13 protein-coding genes are annotated in these 15,469 nt (G+C 45.5%); 5 read left to right on the top strand and 8 right to left on the bottom strand.

The genetic code is table 11. The features are described from left to right. Window positions 1-38 precede the first annotated feature (38 nt). Window positions 39-851 (bottom strand): TonB family protein, encoded by an 813-nt coding sequence (locus CLV93_RS01655; RefSeq protein ID WP_106540430.1) that lies wholly within the window; start codon window positions 849-851, stop codon window positions 39-41. A 264-nt stretch (window positions 852-1,115) separates the two neighbouring features. Between CLV93_RS01655 and CLV93_RS01650 the strand changes: the two genes are divergently transcribed. After that, window positions 1,116-3,335, top strand: coding sequence for a CotH kinase family protein (locus CLV93_RS01650; RefSeq protein ID WP_106540429.1), 2,220 nt, complete (start codon window positions 1,116-1,118; stop codon window positions 3,333-3,335). A gap of 66 nt (window positions 3,336-3,401) precedes the next feature. On the opposite strand, the gene CLV93_RS01645 is transcribed toward CLV93_RS01650, so the two are convergent. From CLV93_RS01645 to dnaK, 4 genes are all read right to left on the bottom strand, one after another. Beyond that, on the bottom strand, window positions 3,402-4,409 hold the full coding sequence (locus tag CLV93_RS01645; protein WP_106540428.1) for an FAD:protein FMN transferase: 1,008 nt from the start codon (window positions 4,407-4,409) through the stop codon (window positions 3,402-3,404). Between the two features lie 77 nt (window positions 4,410-4,486). Beyond that, complete coding sequence (locus tag CLV93_RS01640; RefSeq protein ID WP_106540427.1) at window positions 4,487-5,554, bottom strand: glycosyltransferase family 9 protein; 1,068 nt, start codon at window positions 5,552-5,554, stop codon at window positions 4,487-4,489. Beyond that, window positions 5,551-7,161 carry an O-antigen ligase family protein gene (locus CLV93_RS01635; protein WP_106540426.1) on the bottom strand — a complete coding sequence of 537 codons (1,611 nt, stop codon included), beginning with the start codon at window positions 7,159-7,161 and terminating at the stop codon, window positions 5,551-5,553. Before CLV93_RS01635 ends, CLV93_RS01640 begins: the two co-directional genes overlap by 4 nt. Window positions 7,162-7,302: 141 nt before the next feature. Continuing rightward, on the bottom strand, window positions 7,303-9,228 hold the full coding sequence (dnaK, locus tag CLV93_RS01630) for a molecular chaperone DnaK (RefSeq protein ID WP_106540425.1): 1,926 nt from the start codon (window positions 9,226-9,228) through the stop codon (window positions 7,303-7,305). 307 nt (window positions 9,229-9,535) lie between these two features. On the opposite strand from dnaK, the gene CLV93_RS01625 reads away from it, so the two are divergent. The 3 genes from CLV93_RS01625 to CLV93_RS01615 all read left to right on the top strand — a co-directional run bounded on the left by CLV93_RS01625 (window position 9,536) and on the right by CLV93_RS01615 (window position 12,393). Then, window positions 9,536-10,660 carry an acyltransferase family protein gene (locus tag CLV93_RS01625; protein WP_106540424.1) on the top strand — a complete coding sequence of 375 codons (1,125 nt, stop codon included), beginning with the start codon at window positions 9,536-9,538 and terminating at the stop codon, window positions 10,658-10,660. A 160-nt stretch (window positions 10,661-10,820) separates the two neighbouring features. Next, on the top strand, window positions 10,821-11,636 hold the full coding sequence (gene panB / locus CLV93_RS01620) for a 3-methyl-2-oxobutanoate hydroxymethyltransferase (RefSeq protein ID WP_106540423.1): 816 nt from the start codon (window positions 10,821-10,823) through the stop codon (window positions 11,634-11,636). 76 nt (window positions 11,637-11,712) lie between these two features. Beyond that, on the top strand, window positions 11,713-12,393 hold the full coding sequence (locus CLV93_RS01615; protein WP_106540422.1) for an RluA family pseudouridine synthase: 681 nt from the start codon (window positions 11,713-11,715) through the stop codon (window positions 12,391-12,393). A gap of 3 nt (window positions 12,394-12,396) precedes the next feature. Here the strand turns inward: CLV93_RS01615 and cdd are convergent, their stop codons facing one another. Then, window positions 12,397-12,879: a cytidine deaminase gene (gene cdd / locus CLV93_RS01610; protein ID WP_211297718.1), complete on the bottom strand. Its 483-nt coding sequence runs from the start codon at window positions 12,877-12,879 to the stop codon at window positions 12,397-12,399. 177 nt (window positions 12,880-13,056) lie between these two features. Here cdd and CLV93_RS01605 point away from each other — a divergent pair, with 177 nt between their 5' ends. After that, on the top strand, window positions 13,057-14,055 hold the full coding sequence (locus tag CLV93_RS01605) for a glucosaminidase domain-containing protein (protein WP_246187175.1): 999 nt from the start codon (window positions 13,057-13,059) through the stop codon (window positions 14,053-14,055). Between the two features lie 9 nt (window positions 14,056-14,064). Here CLV93_RS01605 and fmt read toward each other — a convergent pair whose 3' ends face one another. Beyond that, window positions 14,065-15,039, bottom strand: coding sequence for a methionyl-tRNA formyltransferase (gene fmt, locus CLV93_RS01600; RefSeq protein ID WP_106540420.1), 975 nt, complete (start codon window positions 15,037-15,039; stop codon window positions 14,065-14,067). Window positions 15,040-15,100: 61 nt separating this feature from the next. Beyond that, window positions 15,101-15,289, bottom strand: a complete 189-nt coding sequence (locus CLV93_RS01595; RefSeq protein WP_211297717.1) for a C1orf53 family protein — start codon at window positions 15,287-15,289, stop codon at window positions 15,101-15,103. Between the last annotated feature and the right edge of the window lie 180 nt (window positions 15,290-15,469).

Raw genomic sequence — 15,469 nt, 5'->3', positions numbered from 1 at the left:
CAAGTTAGAGATGCCAATGAAATTGTGGTTGGGGAAGGTTAGAAAGCCCGGAACATAATAGAAACAGTCTTTCGCGATTTAACGGGATAACCTGCCAGGAACCCCGGCTGCCATCGTGGCATGTGGCTGACCATACGAATTGCTTCCTGTGAAAGAAGCTGACTGGGAGATTTTTCAACCTCCGGGTCGATAATTCGTCCGTTTTCGTCGACCACAAACGCAACGACCACTTCGCCGACGATCCCCTTTTTCAAAGCTTCTTCGGGGTAGTTGATATGTTGGTTGATGTACAGACGTAGTGCTGTTTCACCTTTCGGGAATTGGGGTTCCCGGTCTACTTTGCTATAAATTTTGTTATCGAGGTATTTATTCACATTTACCTCTTTGCCTGTCCGGGTATATGAATGAAGCTCGGAGATGAACCCCGGTGGATCGTAAACGCAATAGAATTCTTTTTCTCCGTTAGAATGGTAGACTATTTTGACTCCGGTCGGAACCCCCATTTGAAATGTCTCCGTCGAGTAGAGGTTGCCATTGGGGTACCATTGTTTGAAAATTCCGTCTTCTATCACTTTCTTCTTATTCAGCTTGTGAGAAAGATTGTCGAGAGAAACCTTTTCTCCGGCTCCGTAAAAACGCACCTGACGCAATAGTTGGCCATCGATTTTGGCAATCTCCAGGAAAAAATGAGTCGGAGAAAGTGTATCGATTTCCAGGGTAACGTTCACCGCTCTTCCGTTTTGCCAGTCTTTTACCAAAATTGGGTCGGACAATTCAACCGGTCGTGGTAACGAGCTGGCTAAAATAGTATGGGCAGAAAAAAGCAGGACAACAAGGTAAAAATACTTCATAGGTATTCCGTTTCACTGGTGAATGGTGAACTCCGGGGAGGGGAATGTTATTGTTATTAAAAATAAGGCGAAACAGATAAGAAGTCAAGTGGTACCCACTATTTAGAACAGGGAATTCTGACCAAAAGGAAAAGTAATTTCGGTTATATTTATCAAAGGTCTTCTGTATGTCGGGAACAAGAAACTTTCCGGAGCTAAGATTTTGAGATTTTGTTATTTTTACCTTGATTTCAGAACTAATCTAAACCAAACAATTAACCAATCATGCTTTCCATTCGTGTCCCTTTCGCGTTAGCTGTTATTTTTTTGCTTGTGGCTGTAACCAACCGGTTGTCGGCACAGGATGTTGACCATTGGGAATCGGTTGTTTACGACGATGATACATGGCACTATTTCATTGGCACTTCCGAACCGCCGCTTAGCTGGGCCGATTTGAACTTCGATGATTCGACGTGGGAGCAAGGCCCCGGAGGTATTGGTTACGGCGATAACGATGACGGGACAGTGATTCCTTCGTGTACATCGGTTTACATGCGGACCGAGTTTGATATTGTCGATTCGGCGGCTGTTGGCCGGGCTGTTTTACATGTTGATTTCGATGATGGCTTTGTCGCATACTTGAATGGCCACGAAATTGCGCGGGCCAATATTGGTACGCCCGGAATTCGTCCGGCACATGATCAATTTGCTGATTCGTACGCTTATGAAGCGCAGATTCCACAGGGAGGTGTTCCGCCTTCATTCCTGATTCATCGTGACAGCCTAAAACTATATCTTCTAAACGGACGGAATATTCTGGCGTTGCAGGTACATAATGCCAACGCTACATCAAGTGATTTATCGTCTTCGACCTGGTTGAGTTTGGGCATTACTGACACAAGTAATGATTATCGTCCGGTTCCATCCTGGTTTACCGAACCCGCTGAAGAGTTTTCCTATCTCCCTTTGATCATGATAAGTACAGAAGGACAAACGATTCCTGATGAGCCCAAAATCATGGCAAAGATGCAGGTTATCGACAACGGGGACGGAGCTAAGAATACCATTTACGATGAGCCGACGGACTATAATGGAGATATTGGTATTGAAATTCGCGGACAATCGTCCCAGATGTTTCCGAAAAAATCATATTCCGTCGAAGTCCGTAATGAAGCTGGTGAAGATTCGACGGTGACGTTGTTGGGAATGCCGGAGGAGAGCGATTGGGTTTTGTACGCTCCCTACAGCGACAAAACGATGTTACGAAATGCACTGACCTATTATTTCGGGGCAAAGTTGGGGCAATGGCAACCGCGGTTCCGCTTTTGCGAAGTTTATCTGAACGGCAATTACAACGGCGTTTATTTGTTGATCGAAAAAATCAAGCGTGATAAAAACCGGGTTGACATCAATAAACTGAAAGAAGAAGAAATTTCGGGCGACGATTTGACCGGAGGATACATTGTCCGGGTCGACAAACTGGATGGACTCACTGCGAATGATTACTTTTATTCGTATCCGCAAACTACGTTTATGAATGCCCGGCGGTATGCGTTTTCCTATTACTACCCAAAGGCAGAAGATATTGTTACCGAGCAGAGAGGTTACATTCAGGATTTTATCACTGGGTTCGAGAATATGCTCAACGGCAGTCAGTTTGCGGACCCCGTGAACGGCTATCCGAAATACATCGACATTACCTCGTTCATCGATATTCAAATCATGTCGGAGCTGGGAAATAACGTAGATGCTTATCGGTATAGCACTTATTTTTACAAGAAGAAAGACTCGAACGGTGGGAAGCTATTTGCCGGCCCGCTGTGGGATTTCAATCTGGCGTTCGGCAATGTCGATTACGCACCGGATTTTCTGGCAACCGATCAATGGGTATATACGCATTTCGGACCGGATGAGCCCAATTGTATGCACTGGTGGTTCCGGTTGATGCAGGATGAGCCTTACCGAAAAGCGTTATTTGACCGCTGGACAGAATTACGAAACAGCTCGTTTAACAACGACTCGCTCAGCAACTACATCGATGAGCAGGTAGAAATGCTGGGAGCTGCTATCGATCGTAACTTTAAACGTTGGCCGGTCATTGGACAGTATGTTTGGCCCAATGCATTTGTTGGTTCGTCGTACGTTGCTGAAATCAATTATTTAAAGGACTGGTTGCAGGATCGTCTCAACTGGATGGATACACAGTGGTTACTGGAAACAGGAATAGAAGACAAACCATCGTTGGCGGTTTCCGGAATTCATACCTATCCCAATCCTTTTTCCGATAAAATTCACCTTTCGGTTGAAACAGTCAGCAGGAGCCCCATGCAGATTGAGCTGTGGTCTTCGCAAGGGCAGATGGTGTACCGAGGCGAACGAACACCGGGAGCTGATGAACAAGACCAATTCAGTATATCTCTTCCGAAACTTTCCAGAGGAATTTACCTGCTGAAAGTCTGGCAGCAAAATCAGCCGCCTATGGTAACAAAGGTTCTGAAAAACTGATGGCATAAAAAATCCCGCAACGACCTTGACGCTGCGGGATTTCTTTTTTCGAACTAAATTCGATCGTTATTTTATAATGAGGTTTTTAAAACCCTTGGAATACCAAACCATATTCATGTTGTTGTCCCCTGCATAAATGAAATACGCTTCCAGATTCGGGTCGTTTTCCACAATTTTTTTTGCTTTTTCAACGCCCAATACCATGAAGGCGGTGGCATAAGCATCAGCAGTCATGCAGTTATTGGCGAGCACGCTTGAACTAAGCAGGCTATGCTGAACCGGATAACCCGTGTGAGGATCGATGGTATGCGCGTATCGTTTGCCATCTTTCACATAAAAATTCCGGTAATTACCAGAAGTAGCCAGCGCTTTGTCGTTGAGGTGAATAACGTCCTCCAGGTCGTTATCGTCGTATAACCCCTTGTTATTTGGCTTATTAATCCCGATACGCCAGGTTTCTCCTTTGGCATTGACACCATATGCCCGAACTTCTCCGCCGATTTCTACCATGTAGTTTTTGCAACCATGCGAAGCCAGATAATCGCAAACCATATCAACCGCTTCTCCTTTGGAAATGGCACTGGCGTCAAGCATCGTATTCGGATTTTCCTTAACAATTTTATCGCCAACCAACTTCACTTTTTGGTACCCGACAGTTTTCATCAGGCTGTCAATCAACCCAGGGGAGATGCTGTCTTTCTTGGTAAAACCAAATCCCCAAGCATTGACCAACGGGGCAACAGTCATATCGAAAGCACCATTGGTTTTTTTAGAAACCTCTTCAGCTTTCAGGAAACATTTCCGGAAGTAAGGATCCACTTTCACTGTCGAGTCATTCTTGTTGATACGTGAAATGGTGGAAGTAGGAATAAAGGTGGAAAGCGAGTTTCCGAATTCGTTCATCTTTAATTCTATTGAGTCCTTAAAATCTTTTCCGTTAGGACTCGAATAGATAAAGTGATAAAGCGTGGTGTAAACGGTGCCTTCGTTGTATACATATTTCTGTGTTTTCGGGGCACATCCTGCCATAATCAGCAGTCCCACAAACAGTGCAAGCAGAGTTATTTTTTTCATCTTGTAGAAATTTTCCGCCACAAAAGTAGTTAAAGAATTGTTTTACAAACAGACTTTTCTGTTTACCGGTAAATCAATTAAGAAATATTAAGACCTTGCAGGTACGTGTCAAGCTTGCCGATAACCATTTCCGGAAGGAAATCGCGATAAAGGCCCGATGATTCTTGTTTCAGCAGTTTATAGGGTTTTCCCTGTATTAATTCCGGCTTGAAATCGTTCAGATGGACAGAAAGATTCTTTTTCCCGTCGTCGAAAATTCCCCAGCTTTCGCGGGCGATGAAAGGAGAGAAGATGGTGAACGTTGGAATTTCAAGCGCTTTTGCCAGGTTGGTATGGCCGCAGTCGTTCCCGATATAGGCATCGGCATGTGTAACGATCTTGGCCAGTTCACGCAGGCTTTTCCCGGTTAAACCGGAAAAGACAAGTTCGGGATGGCCCAGCTTTTCGGCGAAAGCCCGGGCAGCATCCTTTTGATTTGGGAAGTAATTGAGGATGATTTGCGCAGAATAATTCTCCATCAAATGTTTGATGACCGCCAGCATGTAATCTTCGGGATAAGTTTTGTTCTCCACGCTTCCGTAGATGCCGGCCACAATTATCTCCTTCTCCAAATCCACCCCGGCCTCCTCGAGCAGTTGTTTGCCTTCAGCTTTCTCTTCATCAGTTAGGTAAAGGCGCGGATACGGGTCGTACTCGATGCCTTCTTTTTTCAGCGGTTCCAATAGTGCCAAACGCTCCTCGATGACAGGTCCGGCAATAGAAGCAGGTCGGCTGTGCTTATCGACCAGAATATTGTAGTAAAGTCCACGTCCGAATTTCTTGTACGAAATCCGCTTTTTCGCTCCCGACAAACGAGTGGTCACCCAGCTGTCCATCTTGGTATATGCGTCGATGACAATATCGTATTTGGCTTTTCTGATTTTCCAGGCGAACTTCAGCAAATTGCCGACTTTCCGGTCGGAATCATTAAAAACGACGATGTTATCGATATTGGGATTGTTTTCCGCCATCTCGCGGGTAAACGCATAAACCATGTAATCGATTTGCGCTTCGGGATACATCTTTCGAAGTTGATTGCAAATAACTGTTCCCAGGAGAACGTCTCCGATTCGCTTTTGCTGAATGACAAGGATTTTCAGTTTCATTGATGATTGTTGTTTGAGACAAAATTGCCTGCCGGTTCTTTCGCACTATTGGCAAAACCGAAAACAAGCAGGGTATAAAAAAGAGCAAAAAAGGTACGTATGGTGTGGGTTTGTAAATTGTCGTCTCCCAGGTTCGCAATGCCGATGGTTAGAAGGAAAAGGACTGTGAGAACCGATAATTTTCCAACACGAAACAGCGGGTAGATCAACAGAAACATCAGGATAGCGAATCCCACGATTCCGAATGTTACCAGGTAATTCAGGTATTGATTGTGGGCATGACTGAAATTAGCCGGTCGCAGTTTCGGATTTTGCCGCGAAAGCATTTCGTTGAAAGCGGCCTTTTCGTTGCCGGTACCGACTCCCACAAACGGATGCTCTGCGATAATAGACAAGGCGGCGCGAGTATAAGCCCAGCGTTGTACCAGCGATTTATTGTTCGGATTTCCGTTGGAACGGTAGGCATCCAGCTCCCAGATGGTTTGGTAAATCCGTGCCGAAAGGTTCATTCGTTCTGGGACGTAGCGGCAGTTGGCAAAGCCTTCCCGGATGGCTCGAATGTCATCATTACTCAGTTGAGCAACACCAGCAGAATCTTTTGTCAGTCCTTTGGAAGTCAGGTAACGAATCAAGGTACTTTTCACGGGAAAGCCATTGGCATCTTTATCTGAAAATTTCAGGGAACTACGTTTGTTCCATTCCTTTTGTAATTCCGGAAGACAAATACTGAGGTAAATGAAGTGACCGTTTTCCCGTAAGGTTTTGCTGAAGTCGTTTTGATACGGATTCCCGTTAGAGGTGAATTTGGCCACCTGAGCTGGTTGTGGCATGGAAGTGTGAAACTGCCTGTATAGTTCCCGACCGATTAGTGCCAACGGAATAATGATGAGTACGACGGCTCCAGCCCAAACGTACTTTCGCAACCTTTTGGGAATTTCCCGGTAGGTGAAAAAAGAAAGGGCAATGAATGTTGCAAAAAGTGTCAGTAATCCGAGCAATGAATGCAGCCAGAAATCGAAAATCAATAAAAACAGGACACCGGCAAGTTGTGAAATCTGACGCATATTCCAACTGTCTTCCCGGTAACGGAAAATTTCCAGTAGCAGAAAGAACAAGGAAAAGTTAACCAACAGCGAATGACCGATATGCGGATTAAGCGTTGTATCCCGTATGTCTGTAATTCCTATGCTTTCGCTGAATTGCCATCGTATCAAAGCGACTAGCGAACTGATGATGACGCCCAAAGCCAGCGCATACAGAATGCGGTCAATTTGTTTTCGGCTTAAAGGAAGATAGGCAACGGCTACCGGAATGAGAAGCCAGAAAACATTGCGTCGGATTTCGTCGATGGCATTGGCCGGATGATGAGTTCCTGTCGTCCACAGTAAGTAAAGAATGAAAATGCCGGCCGGAAAAAGTGGCAGCGGGGTTTTGCGAAAGCTTTGGTATTTTTCTTTAGGCGAAATGATGAGCCAGGAGAATGCAAAAATCAAAACAGTGATGATGCTGACCAGCGCCTCGGAAAACGGCAGGACAAATGCCAACGACATCAGCATTCCTTCCATGATGAGAAGCTTTGATGGTCGGATATCGTGGGTTTGTTGCATGGTTCGCTGTTAAGCCAAAGAGTGCCGGGATGATTTATCAGATAGAAGCAAACATAGCAAAAATAGACATATGGCACACAAAAAATGCCCGCCCCCTGTGTCGGGAACGGGCATGAATGTGGAATAATATATATTGGGTGCTTATTTGACTTCCTCGAAATCTACATCCGTTACTTCGTCATCGTCACCACCTTTTTGCTGACCTCCGGCCTGTTGACCACCGGTTTGTCCGCCTTGCGGGTTACCCTGAGCGTTGGCTTCAGCATTGGTTGCATTGTACATTTCCTGTGAAGCAGCCTGGAAAACCTGGTTCAACTCGGCAGTAGCCGTATCGATAGCTGCCAAATCCTGGTTTTTGTGTGCTTCTTTCAGTTTGTTCAATGCTTCTTCAATCGGAGCCTTTTTGTCAGCCGGCAATTTGTCACCGAACTCTTTCATCTGCTTTTCAGTCTGGAAAATCAGACTGTCAGCCTGGTTCAGCTTATCGATTTTCTCGCGGGCCTGCTTGTCGGCTTCAGCGTTTGCTTCAGCTTCCTGCTTCATCCGTTTGATTTCGTCATCGCTCAAACCAGATGAGGCCTCGATGCGAATCGACTGCTCTTTGCCTGTAGCTTTGTCTTTTGCCATTACGTGCAAAATACCGTTGGCGTCGATATCAAAAGTTACCTCAATCTGTGGTACACCGCGTGGTGCTGGCGGCAGTCCGTCGAGGTGGAAACGGCCAATGGATTTGTTTCCTCCCGCCATCGGACGTTCACCCTGCAATACGTGAATTTCAACTGACGGTTGATTGTCGGCTGCCGTCGTAAACGTTTCCGTTTTTTTGGTAGGAATGGTGGTGTTGGCCTCAATCAATTTGGTCATCACGCCACCCATGGTTTCGATACCAAGTGACAGCGGAGTTACGTCGAGCAACAGCACGTCTTTCACTTCTCCGGTCAGTACACCACCCTGGATAGCAGCGCCAATGGCCACAACCTCATCAGGGTTCACACCTTTCGAAGGAGCTTTGCCAAACAGTTCTTTTACTTTTTCCTGCACAGCAGGAATACGGGTTGAACCACCTACCAAAATAACCTCGTCAATGTCAGCGGCAGAAACGCCTGCATTTTTCATCGCACGACGGCAAGGCTCGAGTGTTGCTGTAATTAGCGAATCAGCCAGGCTTTCAAACTGTGCGCGTGACAGGGTTTTCACCAAGTGTTTCGGAATACCGTTCACCGGCATGATGTACGGCAGGTTGATTTCGGTAGAAGTTGAGCTTGACAACTCGATTTTGGCTTTCTCAGCAGCTTCTTTCAAACGCTGAAGAGCCATGGGGTCTTGACGCAAGTCAACACCTTCTTCTTCTTTAAAGCTGTCAGCCAACCAGTCGATAATTACCTGGTCGAAATCGTCACCACCCAAGTGGGTATCACCGTCGGTTGATTTTACTTCAAACACGCCGTCGCCCAGTTCGAGTACCGAAATATCGAAAGTACCACCACCGAGGTCGAATACGGCGATTTTCATGTCTTTGTCACGCTTGTCAAGACCATATGCCAGTGAAGCGGCAGTCGGCTCGTTGATGATACGACGAACTTTCAAACCGGAAATTTCACCAGCCTCTTTGGTTGCCTGACGCTGTGAGTCGTTAAAATATGCAGGTACGGTAATTACCGCTTCTGTCACTTCCTGTCCCAGGTAATCCTCAGCGGTTTTTTTCATTTTCTGAAGAACCATGGCCGAAATTTCCTGAGGAGAATACATCCGGTCGTCGATTTTTACACGCGGAGTATTGTTATCTCCTTTAATTACTTCGTAGGAAACACGATTAACTTCTTTTTGAACCTGGTCGAATGTTTCTCCCATGAAGCGTTTGATGGAGAATACAGTTTTATGAGGATTGGTAATAGCCTGACGTTTGGCAGGATCACCAACTTTACGTTCACCATTTTCAACAAAAGCTACAATGGATGGTGTGGTCCTTTTCCCTTCGCTGTTCGGGATAACGACCGGCTCATTTCCTTCCATTACCGAGACGCAGGAGTTTGTTGTTCCTAAGTCAATTCCAATAATTTTTCCCATTGCTGATAAAGTATTTTAATTTATACGTTCGTTGATTTCTTTTTCAATTTCGCCCAGTATTAATCAATCGTTGTGCCAATCCGTTTTCGGCCATTTTTTGTGAAAAATTGACACCGCTAGTAGTATTTACTGAAGGAAGGCTGTCATCTTTCGTGACAAAACGACAGAGAAGGACTGGTGTCAGAGCCGGAAGTTTTCCAGTTAATCCGGAAGAGACAGGTATTTCGATGAACTGAAATGCAATGAGTTAATTTGTTCATCTAAACATTATCGTTAAATTTCTGCCTGCAAACTAAATCCAACTCTTATGAATGCTGAACACAATCCTAACCGGATTAACGAGCGTCTGGTGTCGCTGGATACTTTACGCGGATTTGATATGTTGTGGATTACCGGCGGCGGAACACTGGTCGTCTTTCTGGCGAAAGCCACCGAATGGGGCTGGCTGAATGTGATTGCCGAACAAATGGAACATGTTCCCTGGGCCGGTTTCCATTTTTACGATCTCATCTTTCCTCTGTTCATGTTTATTTCAGGTGTGGCGATTCCTTATGCCATCACCGGCAAGCTGGAAAAAGGAACTCCCAAAAGAGAATTAGTGAACAAGATAACAAAGCGCATGCTGACACTTGTCATTTTCGGATTGCTTTATAATGGCGCCTTCGAAAATGGGTTTAGCGATTTGCGGTATGCCAGTGTATTGGGGCAGATTGGTCTGGCCTACTTCTTCGCCGCACTCATTGTCATGAACACCAAACAAGTTCGTACCCGGCTGATCTGGCTTGGCGGTATTTTGCTGGGCATCGCTTTGCTTCAGCTGGCGGTTCCGGTGCCCGGATTTGGTGCCGGCGAAATGACCAAAGTCGGTAGTGTCAATTCATGGATTGATCAGCATTTCCTACCGGGAAAACTATATGGTGGCACGTTCGATCCTGAGGGGCTTTTGTGTATTGTTTCGGCAACGGCTGTAACCCTCATGGGCTCATTAGCCGGAGCCATCCTGCGCGATGGCAAAGCTGCCAGTGCCCGAAAAGCTGGTTTTCTTGTCATCAGCGGCGCTGCATTGGTAATTGTGGCATTGGCGCTTTCTACCTTTTATCCCATCATCAAAGCGATGTGGACTGTCCCGTTTGACTTGCTGACAGCTGGTGTTAGTTTTCTTTTGTTGTCGTTATTCTATTACATCATTGATGTAAAAAAATGGCAGGGATGGATTTTGTTCTTCCAGGTGATTGGCTTGAACTCCATAACGATATACATGTTCGTTAGGATTTTTGGAAAGAGTCTGGCGAACATTTCGAAATTTTTCCTGGGCTGGTTAGCCAATCCGGCCGGCGATTTTGGAATGGTCATTCTCACGATTGGCGGCATTGCTTTCGAATGGTTGTTGCTGTACTATCTGTATAAGAAAAGAATTTTCCTCCGGGTATAATTTATCCGCTGATATGTGATATGAAAGGGACTTTTCGTTTATCGGAAGCGTCCCTTTTTCTTTTGATGTAAATACGATTTGAGGATAATTCCATTTAGAAAGACAATCATACCATTGGTTTTTGGTAATTTTGTAGGCTACAAATCAATCTTGAGTGATCATGTCAGTACATAAAGAAGTAAAACGGGTAACGACCCACGTTTTATCGGAAATGAAGCTGCGGGGTGAGAAGATTTCGATGCTTACCGCGTACGATTACAGTATGGCCAGATTGGTGGATGAAGCCGGAATCGACGTGATACTGGTGGGTGATTCAGCCTCGAATGTGATGGCCGGAAATGAAACAACGCTGCCCATTACACTCGATCAGATGATTTATCATGGTAAATCTGTGGTGAAGGCAGTTAACCGGGCTTTAGTTGTTGTTGATTTACCTTTCGGAACGTACCAGGGAGATTCGAAGGAGGCGCTGATTTCTTCCATTCGCATCATGAAAGAAACGCATGCCGACGCGGTGAAGATGGAAGGTGGTAAAGAAGTAATTCAATCGGTGGAACGTATTCTGTCTGCAGGTATCCCGGTGATGGGACATTTGGGATTGATGCCGCAATCGATTCATAAATACGGTACGTACACCGTTCGGGCCAAGCAGGATGCGGAAGCTGAAAAGCTGATTGAAGATGCTCGTCTGCTGGAGGAAGCAGGTTGCTTTGCCATCGTGCTTGAAAAGATACCGGCCGCTTTAGGTGAGCGTGTTGCGAAGGAGCTGAAAATTCCGGTCATCGGAATTGGAGCAGGTGGCGGCGTTGACGGACAGGTGCTCGTTATTCACGATATGTTGGGAATTACGCAGGAATTTTCTCCCCGCTTTTTGCGACGTTACCACAACCTGGCGACAGAAATTAAAGGTGCCGTGGGGAATTATATTCAAGATGTGAAATCACAGGATTTCCCGAACGACAAAGAACAATATTGATTCAATAACCAGAGCAAAGGTCGGTGAACAGTTCATTGACCTTTGTTTTCTTTGCTAGTTTTCAGAATATTCAGATATGGAGGTTTTATACGAGGATAATCACATTATTGCCGTTAATAAGCGCTGTGGAGATATCGTACAGGGTGACAAAACCGGCGATGCGACGTTAGGGGATGAGGTCAAGGCTTATCTGAAGAAGAAATACAGAAAGCCCGGCAATGTTTTCCTGGGCGTGACGCACCGTCTCGACCGGCCTACCAGTGGGATCGTACTGTTTGCCCGAACCTCTAAAGCATTGAGTCGTCTGAATAAACTTTTCAGCAATAGGGGTGAAATCCGAAAAACCTACTGGGCCGTAGTAGATAATCGCCCGGCTAAAGATGAGGATACATTGGAGCATTGGTTGGTTCGGTATCCGGAAAAGAACAAATCAGTGGCTTACAGCGGTCGTCGGGCTAATGGCAAAGTTGCTTCACTAACCTATCGCTATCTAGCTTCTTCCGATCGGTATCATTTGCTGGAAATAGAACTACACACGGGGCGTCACCACCAAATTAGGGCACAATTAGCGGCTGTTGGTTTGCACATCAAAGGTGATTTGAAATATGGTTTTCCCCGGTCGAATAAAGATGCAGGCATTCACCTACATGCCCGGAGTATTGAGTTCATCCATCCGGTGAGCCAGGAAAACATTTCGATAACAGCGCCTACTCCTCGCGACGCTGTTTGGGATCATTTTGCTCAAATGAAGTTGTAGCGATTAATCCAACGCATCTTTTTTAAACCGCAACGGCAAAAGATTATCAATGCCGTCTAACACTTCAATCCTGTCTTCTCCGTCAAGGACAATCCGTATCGGTTTTTCAAACCGGTCTTCGAACTCTGCCATTACCTGCCGGCAACTTCCGCAAGGTTTTACCGTGTTGTGAACCAAAAGCTCTTGCTTTAGCGCTGAAACGGCTATCATGGCCACAGGAACGTTGGGATATTGAGCACTGGCATAGAACAGGGCAGTCCGTTCAGCACACAAACCAGATGGATAGGCTGCATTCTCCTGGTTATTTCCGGTTATGGTTTGTCCGTTTTCTAACAAAACAGCAGCACCTACTTTAAAGCCGGAATACGGTGAATAGGCGTCTTTAGCTGCTTCACGAGCTTTTTGCAAAAGTTCTTTTTCGGTAACCGGTAATTCATCAATACCGGAATATTCGGTCAGTGCAATTCTGAAAACTATCTCTTTCACGAAAAAATAATTATGCTGGTAACTTGAGCCGGAAGACTCCACCAGTATTCGCTTTAGAAGCAGGAGTTCCGTAATTGGTATACCATGTTTGGTTCAAATTTACAATTTCTGCGCGAATGCTGTCATTCTCCTGCTGAGGAACCTCTTTTTTTTTATTTTTGGGATAAAATCGAAAATATGAGACCCCAGATACGCTCCCTCTTCATCGCTTTTATTATGTTATTGGCCGGCTTTACAGCCCGGGGTGACGAAGCGCACCGGATGACCCGGCAACAATACATCAACCGTTTTGCCAAGGTTGCTATCGCGGAAATGAACCAGTTTCATATCCCGGCGAGTATTACCATGGCACAGGGATGTCTGGAATCCGGGGACGGCAACTCGTCATTGGCCCGTGATGCGAACAATCACTTTGGCATAAAATGTAACAATGGATGGACGGGGAAAAGCGTACGGCACGATGACGATTCGCGTAGGGAGTGTTTTCGGAAATACAAGTCGGCCTGGGAATCTTATCGCGATCACTCGCTTTTCTTGAGAAACAATGTGCGTTATGCCTCGTTATTCAAGCTCAAAATTACCGATTACAAAGGATGGGCGAGAGGACTGAAGAGAGCCGGTTATGCTACAGACCCGCGTTATCCGGAACGGTTAATTCACATTATCGAAAAGTATCAGCTTTACGATTTGGATAAAAACTACGATGGGAAAGATGCGGTCGTGAGTGCTGGAAATGAGCGATCTGATAGAAATACACAAACCTCCCGCAGCGATGATAACCGCGTCGACCATTTCTCCATTGATTTGTCGGATGACAGTCAATCGGTAGTTGAGCGAAATGGAACGAAGTCGATTCGTGCGCGCAAAGGTGATACGTACGAAGAGTTGGCTGCCGAATATGGCTTGAAAGAATGGGAAATCTACAAATACAATGATACCGATAAAGGACACGAGCCAGCCGAATCATCGATTGTTTATCTTGAAATGAAACCCGGTCGGGCGGCCAGGGGGAATGATTACCACATTGCCCGCGACAGTGAAACCATGTGGCAGATATCGCAGCAATACGGCATTCGCCTGAAATCATTGTATCGCAAAAACAGGATGAAACAGGGTGACGAACCGCGTCCCGGACAGCAAATCTGGTTGAGGAAAAAGAAGCCCCGCAGGCGTTAATTATTTGAATTAAATGGCCTGAAATTGTTCCGCATTCTGAAAACCGCGGAGAAAATCGTCCACGTTCATGCGTTTTTTACCCGCCATTTGCAGCTCATAAATACTGACAAATCCATCGGGGCAAGCAATCTTTAGTTCCTTTTTGTTGGGCGAAATTACCGTTCCCGGAGTTGTGTCGTGATTTTCTTTCTCGAAGTGGGCACGGTAAATTTTGACAGAAATTTCCTTATTCCCTTCTTTTTCCTGGAAAACGGTCCACGATGCAGGATAAGGGCTGAGTCCTCTAATCAGATTATGAATCTGTGCTCCCGGTTGTTTCCAATCGATCCGACAATCGTCTTTAAAGATTTTGGGTGCAGGTTTTACATTGACACCGCGAGCAATCAACACATCCTGCGAAATGCCTTTGGCAGTTCCTTCTGCTAATGCATCAACGGTTGTCAAAACCAATTTTGCACCAACACCCATCAGTTTGTCATGTAATTCGCCCACAGTCTCGTCTGGGCCGATAGAAACTTTTTCCTGAAAAAGAATATTACCGGTGTCAATTTCATGTTTAAGTAAGAAGGTGGAAACGCCGCTTTCTTGCTCCCCGTTAATAACGGCCCAGTTCAACGGGGCCGCTCCGCGGTATTGCGGCAGGAGAGAGGCATGCAGGTTGAAGGTGCCCATCGGTGGCATGCTCCAGACAATTTCGGGAAGCATCCGGAAGGCAACCACGACTTGTAAATCTGCCTTCCAGGTTGTAAGCTTTTCAATGAAAGTCGGATCTTTTAGTTTTTCGGGTTGTAGCACCGGTAAATTTTGTGACATGGCGTATTGCTTTACAGCGGAAGTATGCACTTTCTGCCCGCGGCCGGCGGGTTTGTCGGGCGTAGTAATAACGCCAACCACGTTGTAACCGTTTTCCACGAGTGCTTTCAAACTCTCAACAGCAAAATCGGGTGTGCCCATAAAAACAATACGGATGTCTTTACCTTGCATAATCTTCAGTTTATATGTTTTATTTTCTTCTTCGTTTCTTTTGGGGGAAACAGGAATAGAACTATTCCCGTAAGTTACGATTTCCTTTTTGCGCTTTCGGGAAATAAGGACAATGCCTGCAGCCATTGCCGCAACAGTAACCTCGTTCCCTCAGGTATTTTTCTGTCATAACCCGGTAACCTTCTTTCGTCAGGTAATAGTCTTCGCCCTCTTTTAAATTATCGCTGTATTCTATATCATCCCACATCATGTCACTATATCAAAAAAAGGTTTCCCTGAAAGATGGAAGAAAATTTTCAGGGAAACCTTAAAAACAGAAAAATTAGGTCTAAACCAAAACTAAACCTAAACCAACCTAAATCCTCGGTAATAAAGTTACCCCAATATTTTCCCTTGTCAAATATTATATCGGACAAACAATTGTCAAAAG

It is taken from the genome of Prolixibacter denitrificans, from assembly GCF_003014495.1.
In the GTDB taxonomy this organism is placed as follows: Bacteria; Bacteroidota; Bacteroidia; order Bacteroidales; family Prolixibacteraceae; genus Prolixibacter; species Prolixibacter denitrificans.
Note: the sequence above shows the minus strand (reverse complement) of the source record. Positions and strands in the feature narration are given on the sequence as shown.

What these genes read in the sequence shown, in the direction of transcription:
- CLV93_RS01625 (WP_106540424.1), top strand. Translation starts at nt 9,536, where the DNA reads ATGAATGCTGAACACAATCCTAACCGGATTAACGAGCGTCTGGTGTCG.
- panB (WP_106540423.1), top strand. Translation starts at nt 10,821, where the DNA reads ATGTCAGTACATAAAGAAGTAAAACGGGTAACGACCCACGTTTTATCG.
- CLV93_RS01655 (WP_106540430.1), bottom strand. Translation starts at nt 851, where the DNA reads ATGAAGTATTTTTACCTTGTTGTCCTGCTTTTTTCTGCCCATACTATT.
- CLV93_RS01640 (WP_106540427.1), bottom strand. Translation starts at nt 5,554, where the DNA reads ATGAAACTGAAAATCCTTGTCATTCAGCAAAAGCGAATCGGAGACGTT.
- CLV93_RS01605 (WP_246187175.1), top strand. Translation starts at nt 13,057, where the DNA reads ATGAGACCCCAGATACGCTCCCTCTTCATCGCTTTTATTATGTTATTG.
- CLV93_RS01595 (WP_211297717.1), bottom strand. Translation starts at nt 15,289, where the DNA reads ATGATGTGGGATGATATAGAATACAGCGATAATTTAAAAGAGGGCGAA.
- CLV93_RS01615 (WP_106540422.1), top strand. Translation starts at nt 11,713, where the DNA reads ATGGAGGTTTTATACGAGGATAATCACATTATTGCCGTTAATAAGCGC.
- dnaK (WP_106540425.1), bottom strand. Translation starts at nt 9,228, where the DNA reads ATGGGAAAAATTATTGGAATTGACTTAGGAACAACAAACTCCTGCGTC.
- CLV93_RS01650 (WP_106540429.1), top strand. Translation starts at nt 1,116, where the DNA reads ATGCTTTCCATTCGTGTCCCTTTCGCGTTAGCTGTTATTTTTTTGCTT.
- CLV93_RS01635 (WP_106540426.1), bottom strand. Translation starts at nt 7,161, where the DNA reads ATGCAACAAACCCACGATATCCGACCATCAAAGCTTCTCATCATGGAA.
- fmt (WP_106540420.1), bottom strand. Translation starts at nt 15,039, where the DNA reads ATGCAAGGTAAAGACATCCGTATTGTTTTTATGGGCACACCCGATTTT.
- CLV93_RS01645 (WP_106540428.1), bottom strand. Translation starts at nt 4,409, where the DNA reads ATGAAAAAAATAACTCTGCTTGCACTGTTTGTGGGACTGCTGATTATG.